The sequence below is a fragment of the Rhizobium sp. NPDC092011 genome, assembly GCF_044756305.1.
In the GTDB taxonomy this organism is placed as follows: domain Bacteria; phylum Pseudomonadota; class Alphaproteobacteria; order Rhizobiales; family Rhizobiaceae; genus Rhizobium.
This window is the reverse complement of record NZ_JBIVSO010000001.1, coordinates 786,585-808,984: the sequence shown is the minus strand read 5'-3', so window position 1 is coordinate 808,984 and position 22,400 is coordinate 786,585. Positions and strand designations below refer to the sequence as shown.

18 protein-coding genes are annotated in these 22,400 nt (G+C 59.9%); 11 read left to right on the top strand and 7 right to left on the bottom strand.

The genetic code is table 11. The features are described 5' to 3' along the window. Positions 1 to 7 precede the first annotated feature (7 nt). Together ACIQJ2_RS03880 and ACIQJ2_RS03875 are read left to right on the top strand one after the other, a co-directional pair. The gene (locus ACIQJ2_RS03880) at positions 8 to 883 is read left to right on the top strand and encodes an ABC transporter permease (protein ID WP_400665563.1); all 876 of its coding nucleotides are present in this window, start codon (positions 8 to 10) and stop codon (positions 881 to 883) included. Then, positions 880 to 2,748, top strand: coding sequence for an ABC transporter ATP-binding protein (locus ACIQJ2_RS03875; RefSeq protein WP_400665565.1), 1,869 nt, complete (start codon positions 880 to 882; stop codon positions 2,746 to 2,748). Before ACIQJ2_RS03880 ends, ACIQJ2_RS03875 begins: the two co-directional genes overlap by 4 nt. Positions 2,749 to 2,912: 164 nt before the next feature. On the opposite strand, the gene ACIQJ2_RS03870 is transcribed toward ACIQJ2_RS03875, so the two are convergent. Together ACIQJ2_RS03870 and ACIQJ2_RS03865 are read right to left on the bottom strand one after the other, a co-directional pair. Next, a complete protein-coding gene (locus tag ACIQJ2_RS03870) occupies positions 2,913 to 4,196 on the bottom strand; it encodes a Tm-1-like ATP-binding domain-containing protein (RefSeq protein WP_400665567.1) in 1,284 nt (427 codons plus the stop codon). A gap of 37 nt (positions 4,197 to 4,233) precedes the next feature. Then, entirely contained in the window at positions 4,234 to 5,721 is a 1,488-nt protein-coding gene (locus tag ACIQJ2_RS03865; protein WP_400665569.1) for an aldehyde dehydrogenase, read from the bottom strand. Between the two features lie 203 nt (positions 5,722 to 5,924). Between ACIQJ2_RS03865 and ACIQJ2_RS03860 the strand changes: the two genes are divergently transcribed. From ACIQJ2_RS03860 to ACIQJ2_RS03830, 7 genes are all read left to right on the top strand, one after another. After that, positions 5,925 to 6,731, top strand: a complete 807-nt coding sequence (locus ACIQJ2_RS03860) for an IclR family transcriptional regulator (protein WP_400665571.1) — start codon at positions 5,925 to 5,927, stop codon at positions 6,729 to 6,731. Positions 6,732 to 6,783: 52 nt separating this feature from the next. After that, positions 6,784 to 8,151, top strand: coding sequence for an aminotransferase class III-fold pyridoxal phosphate-dependent enzyme (locus tag ACIQJ2_RS03855; protein WP_199148347.1), 1,368 nt, complete (start codon positions 6,784 to 6,786; stop codon positions 8,149 to 8,151). 173 nt (positions 8,152 to 8,324) lie between these two features. Further along, positions 8,325 to 9,149 (top strand): helix-turn-helix transcriptional regulator, encoded by an 825-nt coding sequence (locus tag ACIQJ2_RS03850; RefSeq protein WP_199148348.1) that lies wholly within the window; start codon positions 8,325 to 8,327, stop codon positions 9,147 to 9,149. 204 nt (positions 9,150 to 9,353) lie between these two features. After that, positions 9,354 to 9,944 (top strand): VOC family protein, encoded by a 591-nt coding sequence (locus tag ACIQJ2_RS03845; protein WP_400665574.1) that lies wholly within the window; start codon positions 9,354 to 9,356, stop codon positions 9,942 to 9,944. A 61-nt stretch (positions 9,945 to 10,005) separates the two neighbouring features. Beyond that, positions 10,006 to 11,226 carry an acyl-CoA dehydrogenase family protein gene (locus ACIQJ2_RS03840; RefSeq protein ID WP_400665576.1) on the top strand — a complete coding sequence of 407 codons (1,221 nt, stop codon included), beginning with the start codon at positions 10,006 to 10,008 and terminating at the stop codon, positions 11,224 to 11,226. Between the two features lie 67 nt (positions 11,227 to 11,293). Further along, complete coding sequence (locus ACIQJ2_RS03835; RefSeq protein WP_400665578.1) at positions 11,294 to 11,686, top strand: carboxymuconolactone decarboxylase family protein; 393 nt, start codon at positions 11,294 to 11,296, stop codon at positions 11,684 to 11,686. A gap of 146 nt (positions 11,687 to 11,832) precedes the next feature. Next, positions 11,833 to 12,117, top strand: a complete 285-nt coding sequence (locus ACIQJ2_RS03830; protein WP_400665580.1) for a hypothetical protein — start codon at positions 11,833 to 11,835, stop codon at positions 12,115 to 12,117. A 476-nt stretch (positions 12,118 to 12,593) separates the two neighbouring features. Here ACIQJ2_RS03830 and ACIQJ2_RS03825 read toward each other — a convergent pair whose 3' ends face one another. The 5 genes from ACIQJ2_RS03825 to ACIQJ2_RS03805 form a co-directional block, all read right to left on the bottom strand. After that, positions 12,594 to 13,142, bottom strand: a complete 549-nt coding sequence (locus tag ACIQJ2_RS03825) for a flavin reductase (protein WP_199148353.1) — start codon at positions 13,140 to 13,142, stop codon at positions 12,594 to 12,596. Positions 13,143 to 13,156: 14 nt separating this feature from the next. Then, complete coding sequence (locus ACIQJ2_RS03820) at positions 13,157 to 14,341, bottom strand: acyl-CoA dehydrogenase family protein (protein ID WP_400665582.1); 1,185 nt, start codon at positions 14,339 to 14,341, stop codon at positions 13,157 to 13,159. A 63-nt stretch (positions 14,342 to 14,404) separates the two neighbouring features. After that, positions 14,405 to 15,421, bottom strand: coding sequence for a hypothetical protein (locus ACIQJ2_RS03815; protein WP_400665584.1), 1,017 nt, complete (start codon positions 15,419 to 15,421; stop codon positions 14,405 to 14,407). Between the two features lie 377 nt (positions 15,422 to 15,798). Next, complete coding sequence (locus tag ACIQJ2_RS03810) at positions 15,799 to 17,052, bottom strand: ABC transporter substrate-binding protein (RefSeq protein WP_400665586.1); 1,254 nt, start codon at positions 17,050 to 17,052, stop codon at positions 15,799 to 15,801. A 749-nt stretch (positions 17,053 to 17,801) separates the two neighbouring features. Continuing rightward, on the bottom strand, positions 17,802 to 18,752 hold the full coding sequence (locus ACIQJ2_RS03805) for an alpha/beta hydrolase (protein ID WP_400665588.1): 951 nt from the start codon (positions 18,750 to 18,752) through the stop codon (positions 17,802 to 17,804). Between the two features lie 355 nt (positions 18,753 to 19,107). Between ACIQJ2_RS03805 and ACIQJ2_RS03800 the strand changes: the two genes are divergently transcribed. After that, positions 19,108 to 21,531 (top strand): glucan 1,4-alpha-glucosidase, encoded by a 2,424-nt coding sequence (locus ACIQJ2_RS03800; RefSeq protein WP_400665590.1) that lies wholly within the window; start codon positions 19,108 to 19,110, stop codon positions 21,529 to 21,531. Positions 21,532 to 21,570: 39 nt separating this feature from the next. Then, positions 21,571 to 22,290 carry an ROK family protein gene (locus ACIQJ2_RS03795; RefSeq protein ID WP_400665592.1) on the top strand — a complete coding sequence of 240 codons (720 nt, stop codon included), beginning with the start codon at positions 21,571 to 21,573 and terminating at the stop codon, positions 22,288 to 22,290. Positions 22,291 to 22,400: the final 110 nt, after the last annotated feature.

Here is a 22,400-nt window from a genome sequence, read left to right as displayed (position 1 = left end):
ATTTAGCATGCATACAGCCAATACTCTCCCGTTGCCTGCCTGGCTTTCGACGTTTCACCAGGCGGCACGTTACAATAGAACCCGTATTGGCATCGCCATTACGCTTCTCGTCATCGCTTTCGCCATCGTCGGACCCTTCGTTTCTCCCTATGAACCGAGCGCGTTCGTGGGGCGGCCATTCGTCGAGCCATCACCGCAATTTCTGCTGGGAACCGACTTCCGAGGTCGTGATGTCCTGTCGCGATTGCTGAACGGCGGGCTGCCTGTGGTGTGGATGTCCTTCGCGTCCGCCTCCATCGGCATGATCCTCGGCGTCACCGTCGGTCTTGTCGCCGCCTACAGCCGAGGCTGGCTTGATCAGACGCTGATGCGTGTCATGGACGTGTTCCTGTCCATTCCATTGATCATTTTCGTCCTGCTGTTCGTTTCCCTGCTCGGTACGCGCGAATGGCTTATCGTGCTGCTTGTCGGAGTGGCGCATATGCCGCAGGTCGCGCGCGTCACTCGCGGCGTCGCCGCTGATATCGTCACCCGCGAATTTGTGGAGTTCGCCGAGGCGCTCAGCGTGCCGCGCTGGAAAATACTCTTCAGAGAGATCTTGCCCAACATCACGACGCCGTTGCTCGTGGAGTTCGGCATTCGTATCGTCTGGTCGATCTCAGGGATCGCCGCCCTCAGCGTGATGGGTTACGGAATCCAGCCCCCGAACGCCGATTGGGGCTTGATGATCAACGAAAATCGCGGCCGCATCGCCAGCCGCCCCCTCGCCGTCGTCTCACCGGCCGTATGCATCGCTCTGTTTGCGTTCGGCATCAACATGATTGCCGAAGGTATTGCCGGAACCATGTCCGGCAGCCACCGCAAATCCGGAGGCGAACAGTGAAGAAGGAAAAGTCCATAATGGCCGATATCGCGCCAGCGCTCGCCGTGGAGGTGCGCAACCTTCGCATCGACATGCCAGACGACGGCGGCGATATCGTCGACGATGTCAGCTTTATCATCCGTGCTGGCGAGGTTCTCGGCCTCGTTGGGGAGTCGGGATCAGGCAAGACCACGGTCGGCACCGCTCTCCTCGGCTTTGCGCGCGGCGGCGCTCGCATTGCTGGCGGTACGGTCCACATTGCCGGCGACACGTCACAAAACATGCTCGATCTCACCCCGCAGCAAAAGCGTATCCTTCGCGGGAAAGCGGTCGCCTATGTGCCGCAGGATCCGGCCTCCGCACTCAATCCGTCCCTGCGGATCGGGTTGCAGCTTTCGGAAGTAATCGAAGCTCATGAGCCCGAGACACCCCGCAGCGAGATCGATCGCCGCATCGAGGCTGTCATGAAGGATGTCGGGTTGCCGCCGGACCCGGCTTTTCTTCGGCGCTTTCCGCATCAGCTCTCCGGTGGTCAGCAACAGCGCATCGGTATTGCCATGGCTGTCATCCTGGCACCGAAACTGATCGTACTCGACGAACCGACGACGGGGCTCGATGTCACCACGCAGAACAAGATCCTCGACATCGTCAAGCATCTTTGCCGGGAGCATGGCATCGGGGCCTTGCATGTGACGCATGATCTCTCCGTGATTGCCCATATCGCCGACCATGTCATGGTGATGTATTCAGGGCGCGTGGTCGAAATCGGCCGTGTCGAAACGGTGCTGGGCAGCCCTTCGCATCCCTATACCCAGGCGCTGCTGGGCGCCGTGCCGGAATTGCATTACCGCACGCATCTGAAATCGATCCCCGGCAGCGCGTTCCGGCCCGGCCAACGTCCTTCGGGCTGCTTTTTCAAACCGCGCTGTCCAATCGCGGAGGACGGCTGCGGCGCGCATCCGGTCACCTTGGCGTGGCAGGGCGAGGAACATTCCGTCCGCTGCCTGAAATCCGGTGTCGTTGCCATTGCCGAACCGGAGAGGCTGCCCGATCCCCTGCAGCTTGACCCCACATTAAACGATCGCAGCCCGGTCATCGAGGTACGCGATCTGCATGTCGCCTTTGGCAACTACCACGTCCTCGACGGGGTTGATTTCGCCGTCGAAAAGGGTGAGTGCCTGGCGATCGTCGGCGAATCCGGCTCGGGCAAGAGCACGCTGTCGCGCGCGCTCATCGGCCTGGTTCCGCAACGGCAGGGAACGGCCCTGCTCAATGGCGAGGTTCTCGCCGTGCATGCACGGGAACGCAGCAGGCAACAGCTGCGGACGATGCAATACATATTTCAAAGCCCTCACAACTCCCTCAATCCGCGTCACACCGTCGAAAACATCGTCGGGCTGGTCTATGACACCTTCAATCCCAGGGACCGGCAGCAACGGCGGCAAAGAATTGCCGAGGTCCTCAATCAGGTCGGTCTTGGGCCGGATGCCATGTTTGCTTTTCCCGACCAGCTTTCAGGCGGCGAAAGACAGCGCGTCGCCATCGCGCGGGCATTGATGGCAAACCCCGACGTCCTGATCTGTGACGAAATCACCTCCGCACTCGACGTCTCTGTCCAGGCTGCAATCGTCAATCTGCTCAAGGACCTGCAACGCACGCGCGGCCTGACGATGATCTTTGTCACCCACAACCTCGCACTGGTCCGCAATCTCGCCGATCGAGCCATGGTGCTCGACCAGGGAAAGGTGGTGGAAATGCGCGGCGTAGCCGATGTCATCGACAATCCTGACCATCCCTACACCCGGCAGCTGATTGCCAACGCTCTAGTTGCCGATATCGATCATCGTGCGGAGCGGTCCGGCGGCAAGGAATGCTTGCGAGCATAGGACTCCCAGTTCCGCCGACCACCTTCTCAAAGCCCGGCATCCTGCCGGGCTTTGCTTGCTTGTGGCGCCATCATGCGGGCCAAGAGCGCCCAAACATCAAAGGCGCGGTCAATTCCATGACCGCGCCTCGATTGAAACCATTTGTGGTCGAAACGATGGGAGGGTTACTGTCCGGCCGCCATCAAGGGCAGATGATCGACATCGGGCTGTGCTCCCGGCAAGATGAACCCTTCTTCCACCCATCGATCGAACACGGCCAAAACCGCATCGACAAACCCTGGATCGTTGATATGCGCCGGTGTTTCGGAGATTTCCACCGGTGAAGCCAGATGCGATTTCAACTCCGCCAAGAAGGCGGCCAAGCTTTGGGGATCATAGCCGACCTCCCCCTCGCGATCCCACTCTTCGATGCCTGCCAGCGGCAGGATGACATGCGTGGGACCGACGGCCCGATTGAGACGCGATGCCATTTCCCTTGCGGTGAAACGGCGTTCGTCAGCCGTCAAGGTCAGCGAGGTTATAAGCTTGTTGTGCACATGGGCGGGCCGGTTTCGAAAGTGATCGGGAATCGGCTGCCAGCTGGGCAAGTCGACGAGATCGGCAGCGCCAGGCGCCACGATCTGCGGCACACCTGCTGCGCCAACGCGTGCCAGTCTTTCCGGGCCGCTGTTGACGATGGAGCCATGAATGCCGTTGTTGAATTCCTGCATGCAAAGATCGAGCACGGCTACCAGATGACCCTGGCACGCCAGGTTTTCGAGCGCCCTGCCGCCCATGCCCTGCGCGTGAAAGAAGGCCACCTCGTAGCCTCGCGCCTCCAGCGCAGGCTTCAGACCCTTCATATATTTGAGGCAGGCATTGCCAAGTGAGGATACGCCGACCAAAGGACGTCCGCGCCGAAAACCGGTTGCGCCACGGGCGGCGCCCAGCACGGCCCCTGCCGCCTGACTGAGGGCAGACCTGCAAACCGAATTGATCCCATACAGTCCGCCGGCCCAGAGGATCATTTGTACGTCCGCAGGGAGGCGCTCGGCCGGAATGAGCGGCGAGAACGCGACCGTTGAGATGACGTATTTGGGAACACCCAAGGGCAAAACCATCGCCACATCCAATGCGAGATCGGTGCCCATGGTACCCCCCAGCGAAATCATGCCGTCGAAACGTCCTTCCGCATGAAGTCGAGCGGCTAGCGCCTGAGCGCCGCTACTCATCAGCGCCATGGCGTCGTTTTCATCGCCCGCTGCGAAAACCCCGGCAATAGTCGTGCCGGCGGCAGCTGCCACCTCATGCTTGGAGATGGCCACCGGACATGAAGGCTCACCAAGGACGCCGACATCCATGGACAGGACATGGCCGCCCTGCTCCTCGATGCAATTGCGGAGGAAGTGAAGCTCGTCGGATTTCGTGTCGTAAGTCCCGACGATGAGGATGGTCTTGTTCGTTTTCATGAGGAACCATATCGTTGTTTGCAATGAGGCCGCTTGATCAAAGCTGGAACCAGGCCGTCTTCAGTGCGGTATATTTTTCAAGAGCATGCAGGGATTTGTCGTGGCCGTTGCCGGACTGCTTATGTCCGCCGAGCGGCACGGTGAGGTCGGAACCGCCATAGGTGTTCACATGGACGATCCCGGCCTGTATGGCGCGCACCATGCGATGGGCGGTCGAGAGGTCTGATGTCCAGACGGCCGCGGCCAGGCCGTATTCCGTCGAATTGGCAATCCGGATGGCATCCGCCTCATCCTCGAAAGGAATGACCGCGAGCAACGGGCCGAAGACCTCTTCGCGCGCCAGCGTCATGTCAGGGGTTATGGCGTCAAAGACCGCAGGCCGCATGTAGTAACCGCCGGTCTCCTGCAAGATGCGTTCTCCGCCGACAATACGCCGCCCGCCATCGCCTTCCGCCCGTTTGACATAGTCGAGATTGCTTTCGAGCTGCCGCTCGCTGCTGACGGCGCCGATATCGGTCTCCAGCGACAATGGGTCGCCCACCTTCATGGCGGTTGCATGCGCTGAAATGCGCCCTACCATTTCGTCGTGGACGCCTCGCTGAACAAGCAGGCGGGAGCCAGCGACGCAGACCTGGCCGGAATTGCGGAATATGCCGTTGGCCGCAACTGCCGCAGCTTTGGCAAGGTCCGGCGCATCGGCAAAGATCACGTTCGGCGATTTTCCGCCAAGCTCGAGATAGACGCGCTTGAGATTGGACCGCGCCGAATATTCGAGCAGTCTGCGTCCGACGCTGTTCGAGCCGGTGAATGCCAGGACGTCGACATCCATATGCATGCCGATCGCCTCGCCGACAACGGAGCCAGAACCGGTCACTACATTCAGCACACCCTCCGGCAATCCTGCCTCGGCACAGATTTCGGCAAGCTTGAGCAGTGTCAACGAAGCAGCTTCCGCCGGCTTGAGAACGACCGAATTGCCCATGGCAAGCGCCGGCGCCAGCTTCCATGCACCGATCATCAGCGGCATGTTCCAGGGGACGATGGCGCCGACGACGCCAACGGCCTCTCTGTGCACCAATCCCAGCACTGACGGCCCTGTTGGGGCGATCTCGCCATAAATCTTGTCGATGGCCTCGCCATAGTAGCGAAAAGTTGCAGCCGCGCTCCCCGGCTCGGCTCTGAGCGCCATGCCGATTTCGGTGCCATTGTCGCGCACACCCAGAACCGCGAGTTCAAGGGCGCGCGCCTCAATGATCTCGGCGATCCGCAGGAGAACTTTCTTCCGCCCTGCCGGAGCCATCCGCGACCAGCGCCCCGCTTCGAAGGCCAGCCGAGCCGATTGCACCGCCCTGTCGACGTCTGCGCGGGACGCACGCGCGATCGTCGTCAGGTGGCGCCCGTCGATCGGCGAGATGCAATCGACCGCCTCCTCCGTTTCCGCCGGTTGCCATCGACCGCCGATAAACAGCGATTGGGGGGGAATTTCGATTCGACGCAGGGCGTCGATGGAACTCTGCTGGATCAAGGCATCTCCTGACGGCACTCGCCAGACGCGGCGAAGGCACTGGATCTGTTGCAATTTAGACGACCATCGCGCGCTATTCGGCTCGTTCAAAGACCCGTGAAAGGTGACGCGCAAACGCATAAAAAGTTCATTATTATCAATGGAATTTATAATATTGACACAAAATGGCGATGCGTTATCGTTTGAGAAGGTGAGGAGAGATCATGAGAACTGTCAGCAAGGCCCTAAAGATCCTCGATCTGTTCACGGAAGACGCACCCGTTCTCGGGCTGGCGGAGATTGCGGCCCTGACCGGACTTGATCGGGCGACCTGCCACCGCATGCTGAAAGTCTTCGAGGAACACGGCTACGTAACGCGGCCGCTCGGATCAAAGAAATACACGCTGGGCGCGACCGTCCTGCGGCTTGCCCGAACACGGGAATTTATTTCCCCCGCCACCCCGGCGCTGCAGGCAATCGTCGACGCGCTGGCGCAGAAAACGACGGAAACCTGTCACGCTTCGCTCATCGCTGGCCAGCAGATTGCCACTGTGGCGGTGAAGGACGGCACGCGCAGCAACCGCGTTCATGTCGGATTTGGAGCCAGGATCTCGCCGCACGCGACTGCTACCGGCCTGATCTGCCTGGCCTATGGAAATCCGGATTTCGTAGAGCATGGGCTTGCGGAACCTCTGCCCGTCTACACACCGTCTACAACGACTGACGCGAAAACGCTGCAAACCCTTGTCTCGACCTTCAGAAAGCAAGGGTTCAGCGTTGCCGATCGCAGCTTTGATTCCGATGTCATCGGTGTCGGCGTTCCCTTTTTCGGAGCGGATGCCATGGCAGCTGGCGCACTCGCGACAGCAACGCCTGCCTCCCGCATGGACGATGCGACGCTTCGCAGTACGGTCGAACTTCTGATCGAGGCCGCCTTCGAGGCGACGAGCGCGCTTGGCGGCCGCATCCCTGAAGAATTCCTGCGCAGTACCGCAGTCAACCGCTTCCCTAAAAGTCAGGCCGCCGGCTGACGTTCACCGGTCGCCTTTTTTCAATTTCGACGCTAGCAATCGAGGCAAGACGATGCATGACACCAATTTTCTGATTGAAAACAACGCCAAACATGTTTGGCACCCCATGGCCCATCCCGGCGAAATGCGCGAACACCCGCCGCATATCATCGAGCAAGGCGAAGGGGTCGAGATCGTCGACATTCACGGCAATCGGCTTCTCGATGGTGTTGGCGGTCTGTGGAACGTCAATCTGGGCTACTCCTGCGAGCCAGTCAAAGCCGCCATCATCGCCCAGCTCCACAAGTTGCCCTACTATAACGCATTCCGCGGCACGACGAATTCGCCTCTGATCGAACTCTCCTACGAGCTCTGCCAGTTCTTCAAGCCGGAAGGCATGGCGCGCGCCTTCCTGACCTCTGGTGGATCGGACTCCGTCGAGACCTGCCTGCGGCTTGCCCGGCAATATCATCGCGCCAACGGCCAGCCCGAGCGCACGAAATTCTTCTCGTTGAAGAAGGGTTATCACGGTACGCATTTCGGCGGCGCCTCCGTCAATGGCAACGCGAATTTCCGCAGAAACTACGAGCCGATGCTGGGGGGCGTGCATCACCTGCCGGCGCCCTTCACCTATCGCAATCAGTTCGACACCGACGACGGGGCCGTGATTGCCCGCAAGATCGCAGCGATCTTCGAGGAGGAAATCGCCTTCCAGGGCGCCGATACGATTGCGGCCTTGATCATGGAGCCGGTGCTGGGATCGGGCGGCGTCATCGTTCCGCACGAGACGTTCTTCCCTCTGATGCGAGAGATCTGCGACCGCCACGGTATCCTGCTGATAGCAGACGAAGTCATCACCGGCTTCGGGCGCGCAGGATCCGAGAGCGGCTCGCGGCTATGGGGCATCAAGCCGGATATGATGTCGACGGCCAAAGGCATCAGCAATGGCTACTTCCCGCTCGGCGCAGCCATGATCAGCGAGAAGATAGCTCTGGTCATCGAGGGCGCGAAGGGTGCGACGGGTACGATCAGCCACGGCTACACCTATTCCGGCCATCCGATCGGTGCCGCCGCCGCACTTGCCACCATTGCAGAAGTGAAGCGGCAGAACATCGCCGCAAACGCCGCCACGCTCGGGGTCCAACTGCTTGCCGGCCTGCAACGCCTCAAGCAGAAATATGAGGTCGTCGGCGATGCCCGGGGAAAAGGGCTGATGGCGGCGCTGGAACTCGTCAGCGACCGGACGAAGAAGACGCCCGCCGACAAGGCGGTCGTTCAGGCGCTTTACGACAAGGCCTACGAATCCGGGGTTATCGTGCGGACATCGAGCAATAACGTGATCATTTCGCCCTGCTTGGCGATCGGCAGTGAACATGTTAACCGTATCCTCTCGGCACTCGATCTCGGCCTTGCCGCCGCCACCGAGGCGCTGAACAGGTAAACAAAGCGGTGCGGCCGCAAGCCGGCTGCACACGAACCGATGAATTGAGAACGCGGAGCGTCGGGCAAGCTCCGCGACAATGATGAGAGGTTACCTGCCGCCTGACCGACTTTCACACCCAAGCAAGAATTTCGAAAAGAAATCGCGGGAACGAATGACTGAGGAGAACGACAATGGAATTGCTGGACGGAATCGAACCGGTCGGGGAAATGGTCTCTCTGATTGGCGCGCGCGAATTTGGGGCCGGGTTTTATCGTATCGCCAATGACTTGATTGGCATTGACCATTGCACGGTCTTTATGTGCGCAAACGACAATCCGCGCACCGTCGTGGCGGAAGCCAATTGCCAGAAGACTGCCGAACGCGTCCGCTCGCTCGCTGAGATCTATATCCGCGAAGCCTATGTGCACGATCCGGTCTGGGGGACGTTTGACGGCGCCCCGCGTTCTGACTGTTCCACATTCCTGCTGTCTCCGACGGAGCTTGCCGATGAGGGGTATCGTCGGGAGTTCTACGACAAGCCCAATATCAAGCACGAACTCGCATTGACGACGATCATCAACGGCGACCGGATCTACGCCGGCTTCTATCGCGAGAATGGTCGCCCCGATTTTTCCAGCCGTTCCGTGGAGTTGCTGAAATATTGCGGCCGCACCATCATGCAGGTGCTGCACAAGCACGCGGAGATTTCCCTGCTGACGGGCGCTGTCCAGACCGAACCCAAGCCGGTCAGCCAAAAGGCACTCCTCGAACGTGTACGCACGGCCATCATCGCCGATAATTGCCAGCTGACGGCCCGCGAGGCCGAAATCTGCGCCAGTATCGTGCTCGGCTACACCGTACTCGGCATCAGCATGAATCTGGGCATTTCAGTCAATACCGTCGCGACACATCGCAAGCGCGCTTATGCCAAGCTCCGCGTCTGCAGTCAGAACGAGTTGTTCGCGCGCTATTTCTCGGTCGTCGAGTCGAACCTCGCAGCGCTGCAGCACAACTAGAGCAGCTCCTGGGAAAACGCACTGCCGTTTTGGCACGTCCCAAAAGCCCGCTGGGACAGCGGGCTTTTTCGTATTCAAGAGATCCCTGCCGTCCCCTTTTGGAGGTATGCGACCGCACTAGGCAGGCTCTTGCCAGAATGGGCACTCAATTATATGTTCGATATTAGATTTTTAGAGTTCGATATACGAACTATAGGAGACCCCATGCAAGTCCGCGTCACCAAACTCGGCCATATCGGCCTCACCGTTCGCGATATCGACCGCTCCGTCGCCTTCTACGAGCGCTATCTGGGTATGCGGCTGACGGAGAAATTCGAGTATCCCGAGGAGAAAATCGGCCACGGTGTCGCAGTGGCCGCCGGCGCCTTCGTGCGCTGCGACGTCACCCACCATGAACTGTCCATCTTCCGCATGCGCAAGGATATCCTGCCCGATGACGCACCGGACGCACCTCGCTTTGGCTTCGGTCTGCATCATATCGCGTTCGAATTGGGCTCGGCCGAGGATCTCAAGGCGCTTTTCGTCAAGATGCGCGATGATGGCGTCGAGATCGTCAACTCCCGGAAAGGCGGCCCCGGCAACCAGCCGCGTTTCTATGCCCGCGACCCGGACGGCAATCTGCTGGAATTCTATTGGGGCATCGACAAGATCGGCTGGACCGGCTCGCCCCGCCCCTACGACCCGATCGAGGAGATCGACCTCCTGGCATTCGACTTCGAAGCCTATGTGGCAAACCGCGAAGAGGACAGCCGCAAGGCCCGGACCGGCCTGCCGACAGGCGTGCGGAAGCCCTAGCCCCAAGCAACGAGAATTAACGTAATTAATTGCTTACGTAAACATTGCGAGGACCGTACCAATGAACGCCATGCCGCAGCATCATGCTGATACCGTCCGCGACCTTGTCGCGCGGGCAGCATCTCTCAGACCGCTGCTGCGGCAGGAGCAGGCGGCGACGGAGGCCAATGGCTATCCGACGCAGCGCGTCTATGACGCCATCGTCTCGGCCGGGCTTTTCAACATTCTGACGCCGAAGTGCTATGGCGGATACGAGCTCAATCTCGACGACTTCTATCAAGTGGTTATTGAGATTGCGCGGGGCTGCCCGGAAACCGGGTGGTGGTTCGCCCTCGGCACGGGCCACTCGGCCCAGATCGCCTCCTATTTCGGCGAACAGGCGCAAAAGGAAATTTTCGGCCTGAAACCAAATTTCCAGGCGCCATGGTCCTTTGCCGCAAGCAATACGAAAGCAGAAGCCGTCGATGGCGGCTACCGCGTGAACGGAACCTGGTACTATTGTTCCGGCGTGCCCTATGCCAGCCATTTCATGGGCAATATACCCCTGCCGAAGAATACCCAGGGCGCCGTCTCGCCGATGCTGACGGTTGTCATTCCCGATGGCAGTTTCACCCGACTGGATAACTGGGGCGACCTGATGGGCATGAAGGGCAGCGGCTCGCACGGAGTCGTCGTGAAAGATGTCTTCGTGCCTGAGCATATGACGTTTTCATTCGACGCCGATGCCGGCCTGGAAGGGCCGACCGTCGGCTTCAACATCCATGGAAACTATCTCTATTCCGGGCTGTTTCTGGCTTTTGCCGAGGGTGGCCTCGCCGCCATGGCAACCGGGCTGGCCTATGCCGCCGTCGATGAATATGAAGAGCTGATCGCGACGCGCAACACGCCGGGCGCTACCACTCTTCGCGCCTATAATCCCGATTATCAACGCTCGCTCGGCATGGCCGTCGCTCTGGCTGATAGCGCCCGCGCCATCACGCTTGCGGGTGGCGCGCAATATCTGTCAAACGCAGCATTATGTGCCCGCGGCGTCGAGCCGTTCTCAGTCGAGAAGGCCACGCGAATGGACGGTACCTACCATACGGCGGAGCGTCTTGCCTATGAGGCCGTGGAAATCCTCGTCCGTACAGCCAGCTCCACCGCTCTGCGCCAGGACGGCCGGCTGCCGCGATATATGCGCGACATATTGATGACCATCAGTCGCGGCCACGATCAATTCGAGTTTCGGGCAGCAGGGATCGCTCAGCAGATCCTCACCCGTAACCGCAACTTCACTTTCTGAGTCGCCGAAAACTACTCGCGCGAACCCGATCACCCCTTTCACAATAGCGGCAGGAGAAGGCAACGCCATGTCCCAGGAAATGTTCGATCGCGGACTGGAGATCCGCAAGGCCGTACTCGGCGCAGACTATGTGCAGAAGTCGCTCGATGCTGCCGACGACTTCAACAGGGACTTCCAGGAACTGGTCACGGAATATTGCTGGGGAGCAGGCTGGGGCCGCACCGCGCTGTCTCGCAGGGATCGAAGCCTGCTCAATCTCGTGATGCTCGGCACCCTCAATCGCAGCCACGAATTCAAACTGCATCTGAAGGGCGCCCTCACCAACGGCTGCAGCCGCGAGGAGATCAAGGACACGCTGATACAGCTGGCAATCTATGCCGGCATTCCTGCCGGAGTCGAAGCGTTCCGGCTGGCACGCGAGGTTTTCGCCGAGGTGGACGGCGGCGCGAGCAAAGCTTAGTTACCTTGCAAATTCAATATATTAAGCATCAGGCGTCACCCTTCCGAGGTATGTCGAACTGCACGTCATTTGTTTAGTCTGAAGTCGGACGTCATGGAGAGCATCGGGCTCTCCGCAATCGTCAAACCCTATCATGGAGATATCGAATGTCCGTAATGGTCGTCATCCGTTTCCCGGTTGCCCACAGCGCCGTCGTCGCATGGGCTTCAAAGAACGGCGAGCTGCTGGATCCCATCATCAAGCTGTTCGAAAAGCACAAGCGGATCAGCCACCGCGCCGTCACCAGCGCCACCGAGTTCCTCGACTTTGACGAATGGCCGAGCGCAGAGGCCTATGCGGCCTTCAAGGCGGAAGCGGCACCCTATATCGAGAAATTCGAAGCCGCATTCGGCCATCGTTCGACCGATGCTATCTACGAAGTTGTTGAGTAATAACCTACCTCCCCTGAAGACTGACCTGATACCGCCGGGCAAGCCCGGCGGTATTTTTATATTCAGTGCGCATGGACGCGATCCGATCCCCGATGGCAATCCGCTGTCGCCTGGTGAGTTGGAGAAGAAGCTGGTCGTGCGGAACGGCACCTGGATGACGGGATGATCGTCCGCCGATACGAGGCTCAAATCGAAGGTAATGTGAGCGCTGACGAGCTTTGAGCACCATGATTTGGGAGAGTGGCCGCGACGCCGTCGACCGCGATAAGCGCTGATGCCAATTGGAAATAGGCCGGCCTGGCTCGCATGATAGTCGCAACGTCTTTGCGGTGGCGCTGACAGCAAGAGTGGCGGCAAGCCTGCAGCGACAAAGCAAAACAGGAAGCCCTGGAGAGGCTTCCTGTTTAATCATTCTGCTGACAATTGCGGATCATTCCGACCGAAATACCGACGAGAATTGCAGTCCGTTCAGCAGGTTATTCGGCAGCAGTGCTGACGGAGATATACTGCCTGCCGAAATAGACGAGACATGCCTCGGCATCGTTGCCCCTGATATCAACGACACGCGCCAGGAAGATGGAATGCGTGCCGAATTCGATGATCTGCTCGAGTTCGCAATCGAACGACACGATCGCCCCATCGAGAACCGGCGCTCCGGTCTTCAACGTCGAGTGGCTGATATGAGAAAACCGTTCTTCGGATGGAACCCCCGCTGAGCCGGAAAACAGATCCGCCACCGTACGATTGACGCCGGCAAGCACATTGACGCATAGCACGCCGTTCGTCTTGATCACGCTGTTGGAACGGCTCGACTGATTGACGCAGACGAGCAGCGTCGCCGGCGTATCGGTCACGCTGCACACTGCAGACACGGTCGCACCGCAAAGGCCTGCTTCCCCATCCGAGGTTACAACGCTCACCGCCGCTCCAAGCTTGGACATGGCCTCGCGGTAAATGAACTTATCGATCATGATCGCACCGCTATCTATGGCAGTCTGGAAATCGGCGGTTTGCATTTTACCCATCGGATCGGTCTCCCTTATGCCAGATGCGGCAGGTTCTTTTCGCCCAAGAGGCTGCCACCCGCACCTTCCAATGCGCGGCGCTGGTGGCCGAGATGAACCATGAGCGTCTCGAGATCCCGACGACGACGCTCGAACGGGCTTCGCTGATAAATGATGGAGGCTCCCAGCAGCTCCAGCGCCATATTGCATGCCTTGCGCACCTGATGACCGGCATTCACGGAGCAGAGCGATGTTATCGCCTCCTCCTCAACGGTCAGGGTTTCGCCAGCAAACAGCTTGTCGCTGACCTCTTTCGCAACGGAGAGCGAGAAAGCGCGGGCCGCGTTATAATTCATCTCCGCCTCGGCATATTGGATGCGGGCAAACCGGTCGTTGGGGGAGCGCTTCTTCAACTCCTTCTGGACGTCGTCGAGGATGCGACGGCCGAGACCGAGGACGACGCCTTGAAGTGAGATTGCGATGAAGTCCGCGTGGCGTGAGAGAGGCGGCAGATGATCCGCAGCACCGGCGAAATACTTGAACACGTATTTCTCGGGAACGACGACGTCCTCCACCTCATAGTCCGTGCTGCCCGATCCGCGCAGGCCGAGCGTATACCAGGTATCCAGAAGGTTGACCTTGTCCTTGGGAAGATAGGCAACACGAAATTCCGGCTGGCCATCGGCGTCGCGCAGCAACTCGCCATTTTCATAGAGATGGATGCCGCAGACGATGCAATCGGCGCTGTGAATGCCGCTGCCGAAGGGCCAGCGTCCCTTGGGGATATGCCAACCACCTTCCACCTTGTCGGCACGCTGCGGCGGATAGTATCCGCCGGCCGTGGCGAAATCCATCGAGGTGTAGAGTTCGCGTGCGATCTCTTCCGGGAACTGCGCTCCGTAAAAGCCTGTGTCCGACAAGATCTGCACGTTCCAGGCAACGGAGGCGTCATGATAGGAGAGCGTTTCGACAGCCCTGATCTGATCGTCAAAACGCATTTCCGGGCCGCCCCAGGCAGCCGGCCATGCGATACGGAAGGCCCCCGCTTCCTTCAGCGCCGCCACCATGCGTGGCGTCAAATGCCGGATGCGATCAATTTCCGGCGCCTCCTCTTCGATCAGGGGGCCGAGCGCCTTCAGGTTTTCGAGAATCTCGGCGGAGGACTTGTAGCTATCCACCGGGGCCTCGACGATCCTTACGCTTGCTTGACTTGCACTCACGTTTCATTCCTTTCATCGTGGCCTTACGCGATCCCCCTCGCGCGGATCGCCCCACACATTGTTTCAACCGTTTCGCCGAGCCAGTGACGGGAAATAGCGTGCCTGCGGTAGCTGATCGACGCTGAGGAAGCCGGGTTCCGCATCCAGGGTGTCGCGGACGCGGTTGACCAGCGACGCCGGCGTGATGACGTCTCCGAGGAAATTGTCGGTGCGCAGATTCATGCTCGGCACGCCTTCCACGATCCATTCATTGAAGGCGGTCGCGCCATCCGGCAGGTGCTGCATGATGAACTGGCCTTCGGCGACAATGTCGCCTTCCAGTTCGAAGACCACGCGCTCCATGAAGCCGCAGGTCGTACCGGCCTTGATCGGACGATCCGTCTTGGCATTCGGCATATCGCGCTCGGCGATAACGGGCTCGTTGACGGTTTTAGTTGACTTGATATCAAGCCCGAGCGCCCGCACCAGCGGGCGGAGCGCCACCTCGAAGATGCCGCGGTGGCCATGGGGTGCATCGTAGCCCCTGGCGTAGAACTCTTCCCGCGTGATTCCGATCTGCTCGCCATGGCCACCCACCGTACCGAAGGCGCCGAGGTCGCAGATATTCCGGCCGATCAGCCGATCGATTTTCTGAACGGAGGCCAGGAAGGACAATGGTTGCGCATACCAGAAGGTGTCCTGCACGCCGACGCTGACCAGCGTCTTGCCGTGTGAGTGGAAAATCGCATCGAGCTCCCGCGCGACCGGCGTTTCGTGATCGATGTAGAATGGCTCAAAGGCATCCTCGGCGATCGTCACCACGTCAAGGCCAGCTTTGGCAGCTTTGACGGCGGGCTCGTAGAGGTCGGCCAAATGGGTGCAGTGCGTCATGACAACGATATCAGCGCCGAATTTTTCGAAGGGAACATTCGGCTGGCAGATTTCGACGCCTTGCAGTTCGGGCGCAGAGAAGTCCTTTCCCTCGATCGTGCGCACATAAGCGGCAACGACCTCGACGTCCTTTTCCTTAAGATACTTCGTCGTAACCCGTCCTACCGATCCCAGCCCATACAGGATGGCACGTATTGGCCTCAAGCTCACATTCCCCTCCTTTGGCACGGGTCGGATACCCGCATGCCCTGCCTATGCTGGTAGAATTGCCCTCTCCCTCGCTCAGGTACATACCCCTGCAAGGTGAATGCTGCCTCAATTCCCCTGTCTCCAATCCGAAACGGAAGAGTGCCGCATTGCTCCATGACGATGCGGGAAGCGCTTTGGCTGTCAGCGTGGCCGTGGTGAGCTTGCCACCATAGGAAGCTCCGCCATGCTTCAATTCGAAGCAGCCAAGGAAGATGGATTGAGTATCCCTAGCCTGACGGCGAGCAGGCGGGAGGGCGTCGAGATGACTGCCTGATGTCGAAGCAGGCCGCTCGGCTCCGCGGCGTCAGCGCCGCGGAGCCGATGGCAAGGGTCAGGGCTTAGTTGAGGCCGGCCGACTTTTCGAAGGCGCGGATATCCTTCAGTTCCGGATCCGGCGACGGGGCGCAGTCGGAGACGACTTTCCACTTGCCGCCTTCGGCAACCGCCATGCGCGTCGTCGAATTGGCATTGTGACGTGTCTGACCGTCACCGTAGTACCAGGGAGCGCAGAAGATATCGCTCTTGAAGTCCTTGATCTGCTTTACGGCGACAGACGCGGTCTCGCGGTTGATCTTGGCCGGATCGATTGTCATCAGCGCCTTTTCTGCAATGCGTGCGGCGAGATAACCGGCCTGGGCGAAGGTGTCGCGCGGATCGGACTTCTGGCCGTACTGATCCATCACGGCGAGCCAGTTCTGATTGTCCGGCGTCTGCGCATTCAGGTCGTTGAATTCCATGTTGACATAGAATTTGTCGTTCCATCCGGGTCCGATCGCACCTGGCACGGAAAGATCATAGGCGGAAGCGGCGCTCAGGAAGGTGATCGACTGGTTCAGGCCCTGCTCCTCGGCGGCCGTTAGAAGCGGCACCGTCACGTTCTTCGACATGCCAAGCAGAATAACGTCCGGCTTGCTGGCCGCTGCCTGCAGGATGATGGAGGTATAGTCCGCAGAAGCGGCATCGACGAGGATCGTCTGCTCGGTGAAAGCCTTCTCCTTGGCAAGCGCAGCCACACCGTCGCAAGACCAGGTGCCGACATTGGGAATGTTCGGCACGATGCAGACGACCGACTTGGCATGAAGCTTGTCGAGCGCATAGCCCATTGCGCCTTGCATGGAGACACGCGGCCCGGCATTGGTCGGAGCGATGTTCGCGGCAAAGAAACATTCGCGCGGTACGCCGACACCCGCCAGCACCAGAATACCGGCCTTTCTGTAAAGCTCGGCATTGGCACCGCATTCGACGTAGCTCGAATTGCCGACCATCAGCACCGCCTTGTCGTCGTTGACAAGTTTGGCGGCCAGCTGCGCGGCGATCTCCGGATTCCACTGATCGTCCTCGATCATGTATTTGACCGGTCGGCCCTTGATGCCGCCATTGGCATTGAGGCAATCGAAATAGGCCTTAGCCGCCTTGGTCGAGTTCGAGAAGTCGTCGGGGCCGGTCTTGCCGGTGATGGCACCGATAATGATCGGCTCGCCGGTCGCCGGCTTGCCGCTATTGTCGCCGCAGGATGCGGCCGCATGTGCACTGAACGCCGAAACGAGCGTCAGGAAAAGGCTGATCGCCAGCCCTCTGAGATTGATAGGCATTCTCTCCTCCACTGGTTGTCCCGTTCCCCACGGGATCTTGATGTCGGCGCTCTCGGGCTCAGCCTGATACCGCCTTTTCATGAAGGCGGCTGGTCGGCCGCGGTCATCGTCTTGCCTTGGTGCTCCTTAAAAGGATGACAGCCGTCATCAGGGCGTTCGAGCACCCCGGCGTTACCGTGTCGCCTCACTCAAACCGTCTCATCTCATCGATCGCGGCAAATGCGTTCAGCCCTTGCGTCCTGAAGCGCTGGCTGCGCCTGAGGCCTCATAATGGTAAGCTATGGCGCACCATTTATCTTGAGAGGGTGCATGCTCCCAGGATTCCAGTCGCAACGGCATCCAGATCGAAATCAGCTATCAGAGAGATTTTCAGCAGGCGCATGATGAGAGGACAAGCGGCTAGCGGCAGGCAGAAGACATGCCGCTTCACGAAGTTCCTCCCCAGTTTTGAGGGAGAATTATGGTCGCCCCACCCGCAATCGTCTTGGAAGAAAACGCATGCCGGTTTGGACTGGAGCGCATGTTGAGCGCCAAATCTTGAAGTTTTCAACTCTATGCCTGACGACGCAAACATTCGAGCGAGGCCGCCATCTGCAATCGATGTGCCGCGCCTGAACTTACTCCACAGCAGGATCGATCGATGACCGCCGCCGGGAGGACTGAATGCTTGGTAAGTTCATGCTTCCATTGCGCAGCCACAGACCGCAAGCCGCTTCAGCCGTCGGTGCAGGAGAGTGCAATGCCTCGATCTACGCTCCAAGCGAGCGGCGAAGAGCCGCCAGGCTGTCAACGCGGAACTGCGCCGTTACATCGGCATCCTTCTGAAAATCGAAGGCGTGAAATGCGCCAGGGTAGACATGCAACTCCATCGGCACTCCCGCCCGGATAAGGCGTCGGGCATATTCCAGATCTTCCTCCAGAAAGAGATCCAACGTCCCGGTCATCATGAAACAAGGCGGTAGCCCCGCCAGGTCTTCAGCGCGCCCAGGCGATGCGTAAGGCGAAACCTCGTTTACGCCGGGGGCATGCCCGAGAAGGGATGTCCACCCGAAGCGGTTCATCTTTCCCGTCCAGACAAACTCGCCGGTAAAGGGATGCGGATCGGCGGCGACGCAGGTGCAATCGTCGAGCATCGGATAGGCGAGATGCTGAAAGGCGAGCGGAACCTGCTTGCGATCCCGAGCCAGCAATGCCAGGGCGGCGGCGAGCCCTCCGCCCGCGCTCTCTCCCTTGACGCCGATCTTGTTCGGGAGAACGCCGAGTTCGCGCGCGTTCTCGTATATATAGAGAAGCGCCGCATAGCAGTCTTCGATCGGAACAGGATGAGGATGTTCCGGCGCAAGCCGGTAGTCGATGGAAAAGAGGGCGCAACCGAGCTCGCGGCAGAGCGCCCGGTTATCGGCGTCATCCATATTCGGGTTGCCGACGACAAAGCCGCCGCCGTGAATATGCACGATCGCCGGAAGAGGCTCTTTCGACTGCTCCGGCCGGTATGCCAGGACGCGGATGGAATGCCCGTCATCGGCCGGAACCATGAATTCCCGGGCCTGCACGCCCGACACCTCGACCTTCGGCATTGCCGCCATCTGCTCGTCGAAAAGACGTCGCAGCTCGGGAAGAGTCTCGATCGAGAACTCCTGCTCCACGAGGATATCGAGCAAAGGCAGAAGTTGGGGATCAACGAGGTGCTTTGATTGCATCTGAGAGGCCTCTTGGCTGGAACCGTCGGAGCGTTTTGAGGCGTGATTCATGCGATCGAGCGCCAGACGCGCTCGCCGATAAGTCTCCTGCCCGACCGGACTATTTAACATGTTCACTAACATGTCAATTGAACGGTTCGGCGACCGCCTTGCCGGATTGCAACCACGAAACCTGAAGAGCGCCGAGGGTATCCACGGCCCGCGGGATGCTGAGGCCTGCCGCTTCTCGAAAAGCCACACCGATCACGATCCATCATTCGGCAGGGACATCAAGGGCTTCGTTGGCATCTTCACACGCAGCACTTGCCGAAGCCGGTTTGTCGGAGCAGATTGCAACGATAACGGAGATGAACGCATGACACAGGACGATACTTCGGCCTCTAATGCGGGGGGTATCGCTCCTCGCTGGACATCCAGCGCCAAGAGCGGTGTCGGAACGGCGCTATCGCCGGCATGCCGCATCTGGTTCACGCTGAGCCACGGCATTCTGAACGAAGTCTATTTTCCGCGGGTCGACTGCGCCTGCACGCGTGACATCGGCCTGATCGTTACCGGTCCTGACGGCTACTTCTCCGAGGAAAAGCGCGATACGGAAAGCGTGGTCACGACGATCGAGGACGGCGTCCCCGCCTATTGTCTCGTCAATACGGCCCTTGACGGGCGCTATCGCATCATCAAGCGCATCATCGTCGATCCCGTCCGCAACAGCCTGCTTCAGCAGATATCCTTCGAAGCCTTGCATGGATCGGTTCACGACTACCGGCTCTACGTGCTCGCCGCCCCGCATCTGATCAATGCCGGCGCCGGAAATACCGGCTGGGTGGGGGATTATAAGGGCACACCGATGCTCTTTGCGAAGGGCAGAGGCGGGATTTCGCTGGCGCTGGCCGTGAGCGGTGGCTGGCGGACGGCATCCGCAGGATATGTCGGCATTTCCGACGGATGGCGCCAGCTTCAGGAAACAGGCCAGCTCGATCCGCGCGTCACCCGTGCCGCTGATGGCAACGTCGCACTGACGGGCGAAATCGATCTTTCAGCCGGCAGCGACACGGTCCTTCTGTCGCTCGGCTTCGGAAATCGCCCCGAGGAAGCCGGTTACAATGCGCTTGCCAGCCTGCAGGCCGGCTATAAGGATGCCGAACGTTCCTATATTGCCGACTGGCGGAAATGGCAGAGCACGCTGCTGGCGCTGGACGAGCCGAGAGCACCGCCGCCCGAGCTCAATCGCTACCGGATATCGACCGCCGTTCTCGCAACGCACCGGCCATTGTCTTTCGAGGGGCCTGCCGTCGCATCGCTGTCCATTCCCTGGGGTTTCGCCAAGGGCGACGAGGATCTTGGCGGCTATCATCTCGTCTGGCCACGCGACCTCGTCGAGACGGCCGGAGGCTTTCTTGCCGCCGGCGCTCCGCAGGATGCGATCCGCATCCTCGCCTATCTGCGCGCGATCCAGGAAGCGGACGGGCATTGGCCGCAGAATGCGTGGCTCGACGGCGAACCCTACTGGACCGGCATACAGATGGACGAGTGCGCCTTTCCGATCCTGCTTGCGGACGCACTGCGCCGCGAGGGCGCGCTGACCGGTGATGCTCTCCTCTCCTATGTTTCGATGGTCGAGAGAGCGGCTCGCTATGTGGTGGTCAACGGCCCGGTGACGGGCGAAGACCGTTGGGAAGAAGACGGCGGCTTTTCCCCCTTCACCCTCGCGGTCGAAATCGCAGCACTGCTCGCCGCCGCGGACATTCTGGAAATTGCCGGCCACGATCACAATGCCGATTACCTCAGGCAGACGGCAGACGCCTGGAACGATCAGGTCGAGCGCTGGACCTATGTCGACGCCGATGCCGCCACTGCCGATCTCGGCGTCAAGGGCTACTATGTCCGCATCGCGCCCCCGGACATTGCCGAGGGCGCCTCACCCGCCGACGGCTTTGTGCCGATCAAGAACCGTCCGCCTGCGGATTCGTACCTACCGACTGCCCGCGTCGTCAGCCCCGATGCCCTGGCGCTGGTCCGGTTCGGGCTGCGGGCAGCCAGCGATCCGCGCATCGTCGACACGGTCAAGGTGATCGACGCGCAGCTCAAATGCGATCTGCCGCAAGGCCCACTTTGGTACCGCTACACGGGCGACGGCTATGGGGAACACGAAGATGGCAGCGCCTTCGATGGCACCGGTATCGGCCGGCCATGGCCATTGCTGGCCGGCGAACGAGCCCATTACGAACTTGCCGCCGGCAGGCCAAAAGCCGCCATTGCATTGCTTGGCGCGCTTGAGGGATCGGCCGGACCCGGCGGGCTATTGCCCGAACAGGTATGGGACAAGCCCGACATGCCTGAGCGGGGCCTTGTTTTCGGCGAACCGTCCGGCAGCGCCATGCCGCTCGTCTGGGCCCATGCCGAACATATCAAGCTGCTCCGTTCGCTAAGGGACAAGGCCGTCTTCGACATGCCGCCGCAAGGCGTCGAACGTTACGTCAAGAACAAGACCACCGCGCCCTTCGTACTCTGGCGCTTCAACAACAAGATGTCGCAGGTCCCTGCAGGCAAGCGCCTCAGGATCGAAGTGATGGCGAAAGCGATCCTTCGCTGGAGTTCAGATGGTTGGGAGAGCGAAAACGATATCGCAACCCGGCAAAACGGCTTCGGCATTGACGTCGTAGAGCTTGCTACCGAGCGGCTGCCCCAGGGCACGGTCATCACCTTCACCTTCTATTGGCCCGATACCGACCATTGGGAGGGAACAGATTTCTCGGTCACAGTTTCCGACAAAACAAAGTAAGCCTCATTCACAATAAACGTACCCGGAGGGAAGCCTATCGTGAGCGTAAAGCCTAAATCTCCCAAGCAATCTCCATCCGCCGCCGCCAAGGATCTTGTCGTGCTGGCAATCGATCTTGGCGGCTCTCACGTCAAGGTTCGGCTCAGTACGGGAGGTGAGCGGCGCGCAGCCCCCTCCGGCATGGAGATGTCAGCGCAGAAGATGGTAGAAGCCGTCAAGCAGCTCACGGCCGACTGGCAGTTCGACGTCATCGGCATGGGATATCCCGGCCCGGTCGCCGACAACAGGCCGGCAATCGAGCCGCATAATCTCGGACCCGGCTGGAAGGACTTTGATTTTTCGGCGGCCTTCGGCAAGCCCGTCAAGCTCGTCAACGATGCGGTCATGCAGGCAATCGGCAGCTATAAGGGCGGCAACATGCTGTTTCTGGGGCTGGGTACCGGTCTGGGCTCGACCATGATCGTCCACTATCTCTGCTTGCCCATGGAACTTGCACATCTGCCCTACAAGAAAGACGGAACGTTCGAGGATTACATCGGTGAGCGTGGCCTCGAAAAATACGGCAAGAAGAAATGGCGCAAATCGGTGGAGAAGGTCGTCGGCAAATTGCAGGCGGCTCTGCTACCACATGAGATTGTCATTGGCGGAGGCAATGTCGAAAAGCTGGAAAAGCTGCCAGACGGATGCCGCGCCGGCGACAACGAGAACGCGTTCCTCGGCGGCTTTCGCTTGTGGAAGGACGAAGATCTGCGGTTTTAGCTGAATACGCGGGCGGGCTGGTCTCGATGGCGCACTCAGGCTCCATCCGCTTTTGATGAGACAGTGCAGAGAGCAGGAATTCCGTCGGCAGCTATGCCGCCGACGGAAGC

Coding starts and splice junctions, on each gene's coding strand:
- ACIQJ2_RS03880 (WP_400665563.1), top strand. CDS start 8: ATGCATACAGCCAATACTCTCCCGTTGCCTGCCTGGCTTTCGACGTTT.
- ACIQJ2_RS03870 (WP_400665567.1), bottom strand. CDS start 4,196: ATGAAAACGAACAAGACCATCCTCATCGTCGGGACTTACGACACGAAA.
- ACIQJ2_RS03860 (WP_400665571.1), top strand. CDS start 5,925: ATGAGAACTGTCAGCAAGGCCCTAAAGATCCTCGATCTGTTCACGGAA.
- ACIQJ2_RS03855 (WP_199148347.1), top strand. CDS start 6,784: ATGCATGACACCAATTTTCTGATTGAAAACAACGCCAAACATGTTTGG.
- ACIQJ2_RS03850 (WP_199148348.1), top strand. CDS start 8,325: ATGGAATTGCTGGACGGAATCGAACCGGTCGGGGAAATGGTCTCTCTG.
- ACIQJ2_RS03845 (WP_400665574.1), top strand. CDS start 9,354: ATGCAAGTCCGCGTCACCAAACTCGGCCATATCGGCCTCACCGTTCGC.
- ACIQJ2_RS03840 (WP_400665576.1), top strand. CDS start 10,006: ATGAACGCCATGCCGCAGCATCATGCTGATACCGTCCGCGACCTTGTC.
- ACIQJ2_RS03835 (WP_400665578.1), top strand. CDS start 11,294: ATGTCCCAGGAAATGTTCGATCGCGGACTGGAGATCCGCAAGGCCGTA.
- ACIQJ2_RS03830 (WP_400665580.1), top strand. CDS start 11,833: ATGTCCGTAATGGTCGTCATCCGTTTCCCGGTTGCCCACAGCGCCGTC.
- ACIQJ2_RS03825 (WP_199148353.1), bottom strand. CDS start 13,142: ATGGGTAAAATGCAAACCGCCGATTTCCAGACTGCCATAGATAGCGGT.
- ACIQJ2_RS03810 (WP_400665586.1), bottom strand. CDS start 17,052: ATGCCTATCAATCTCAGAGGGCTGGCGATCAGCCTTTTCCTGACGCTC.
- ACIQJ2_RS03805 (WP_400665588.1), bottom strand. CDS start 18,752: ATGCAATCAAAGCACCTCGTTGATCCCCAACTTCTGCCTTTGCTCGAT.
- ACIQJ2_RS03800 (WP_400665590.1), top strand. CDS start 19,108: ATGACACAGGACGATACTTCGGCCTCTAATGCGGGGGGTATCGCTCCT.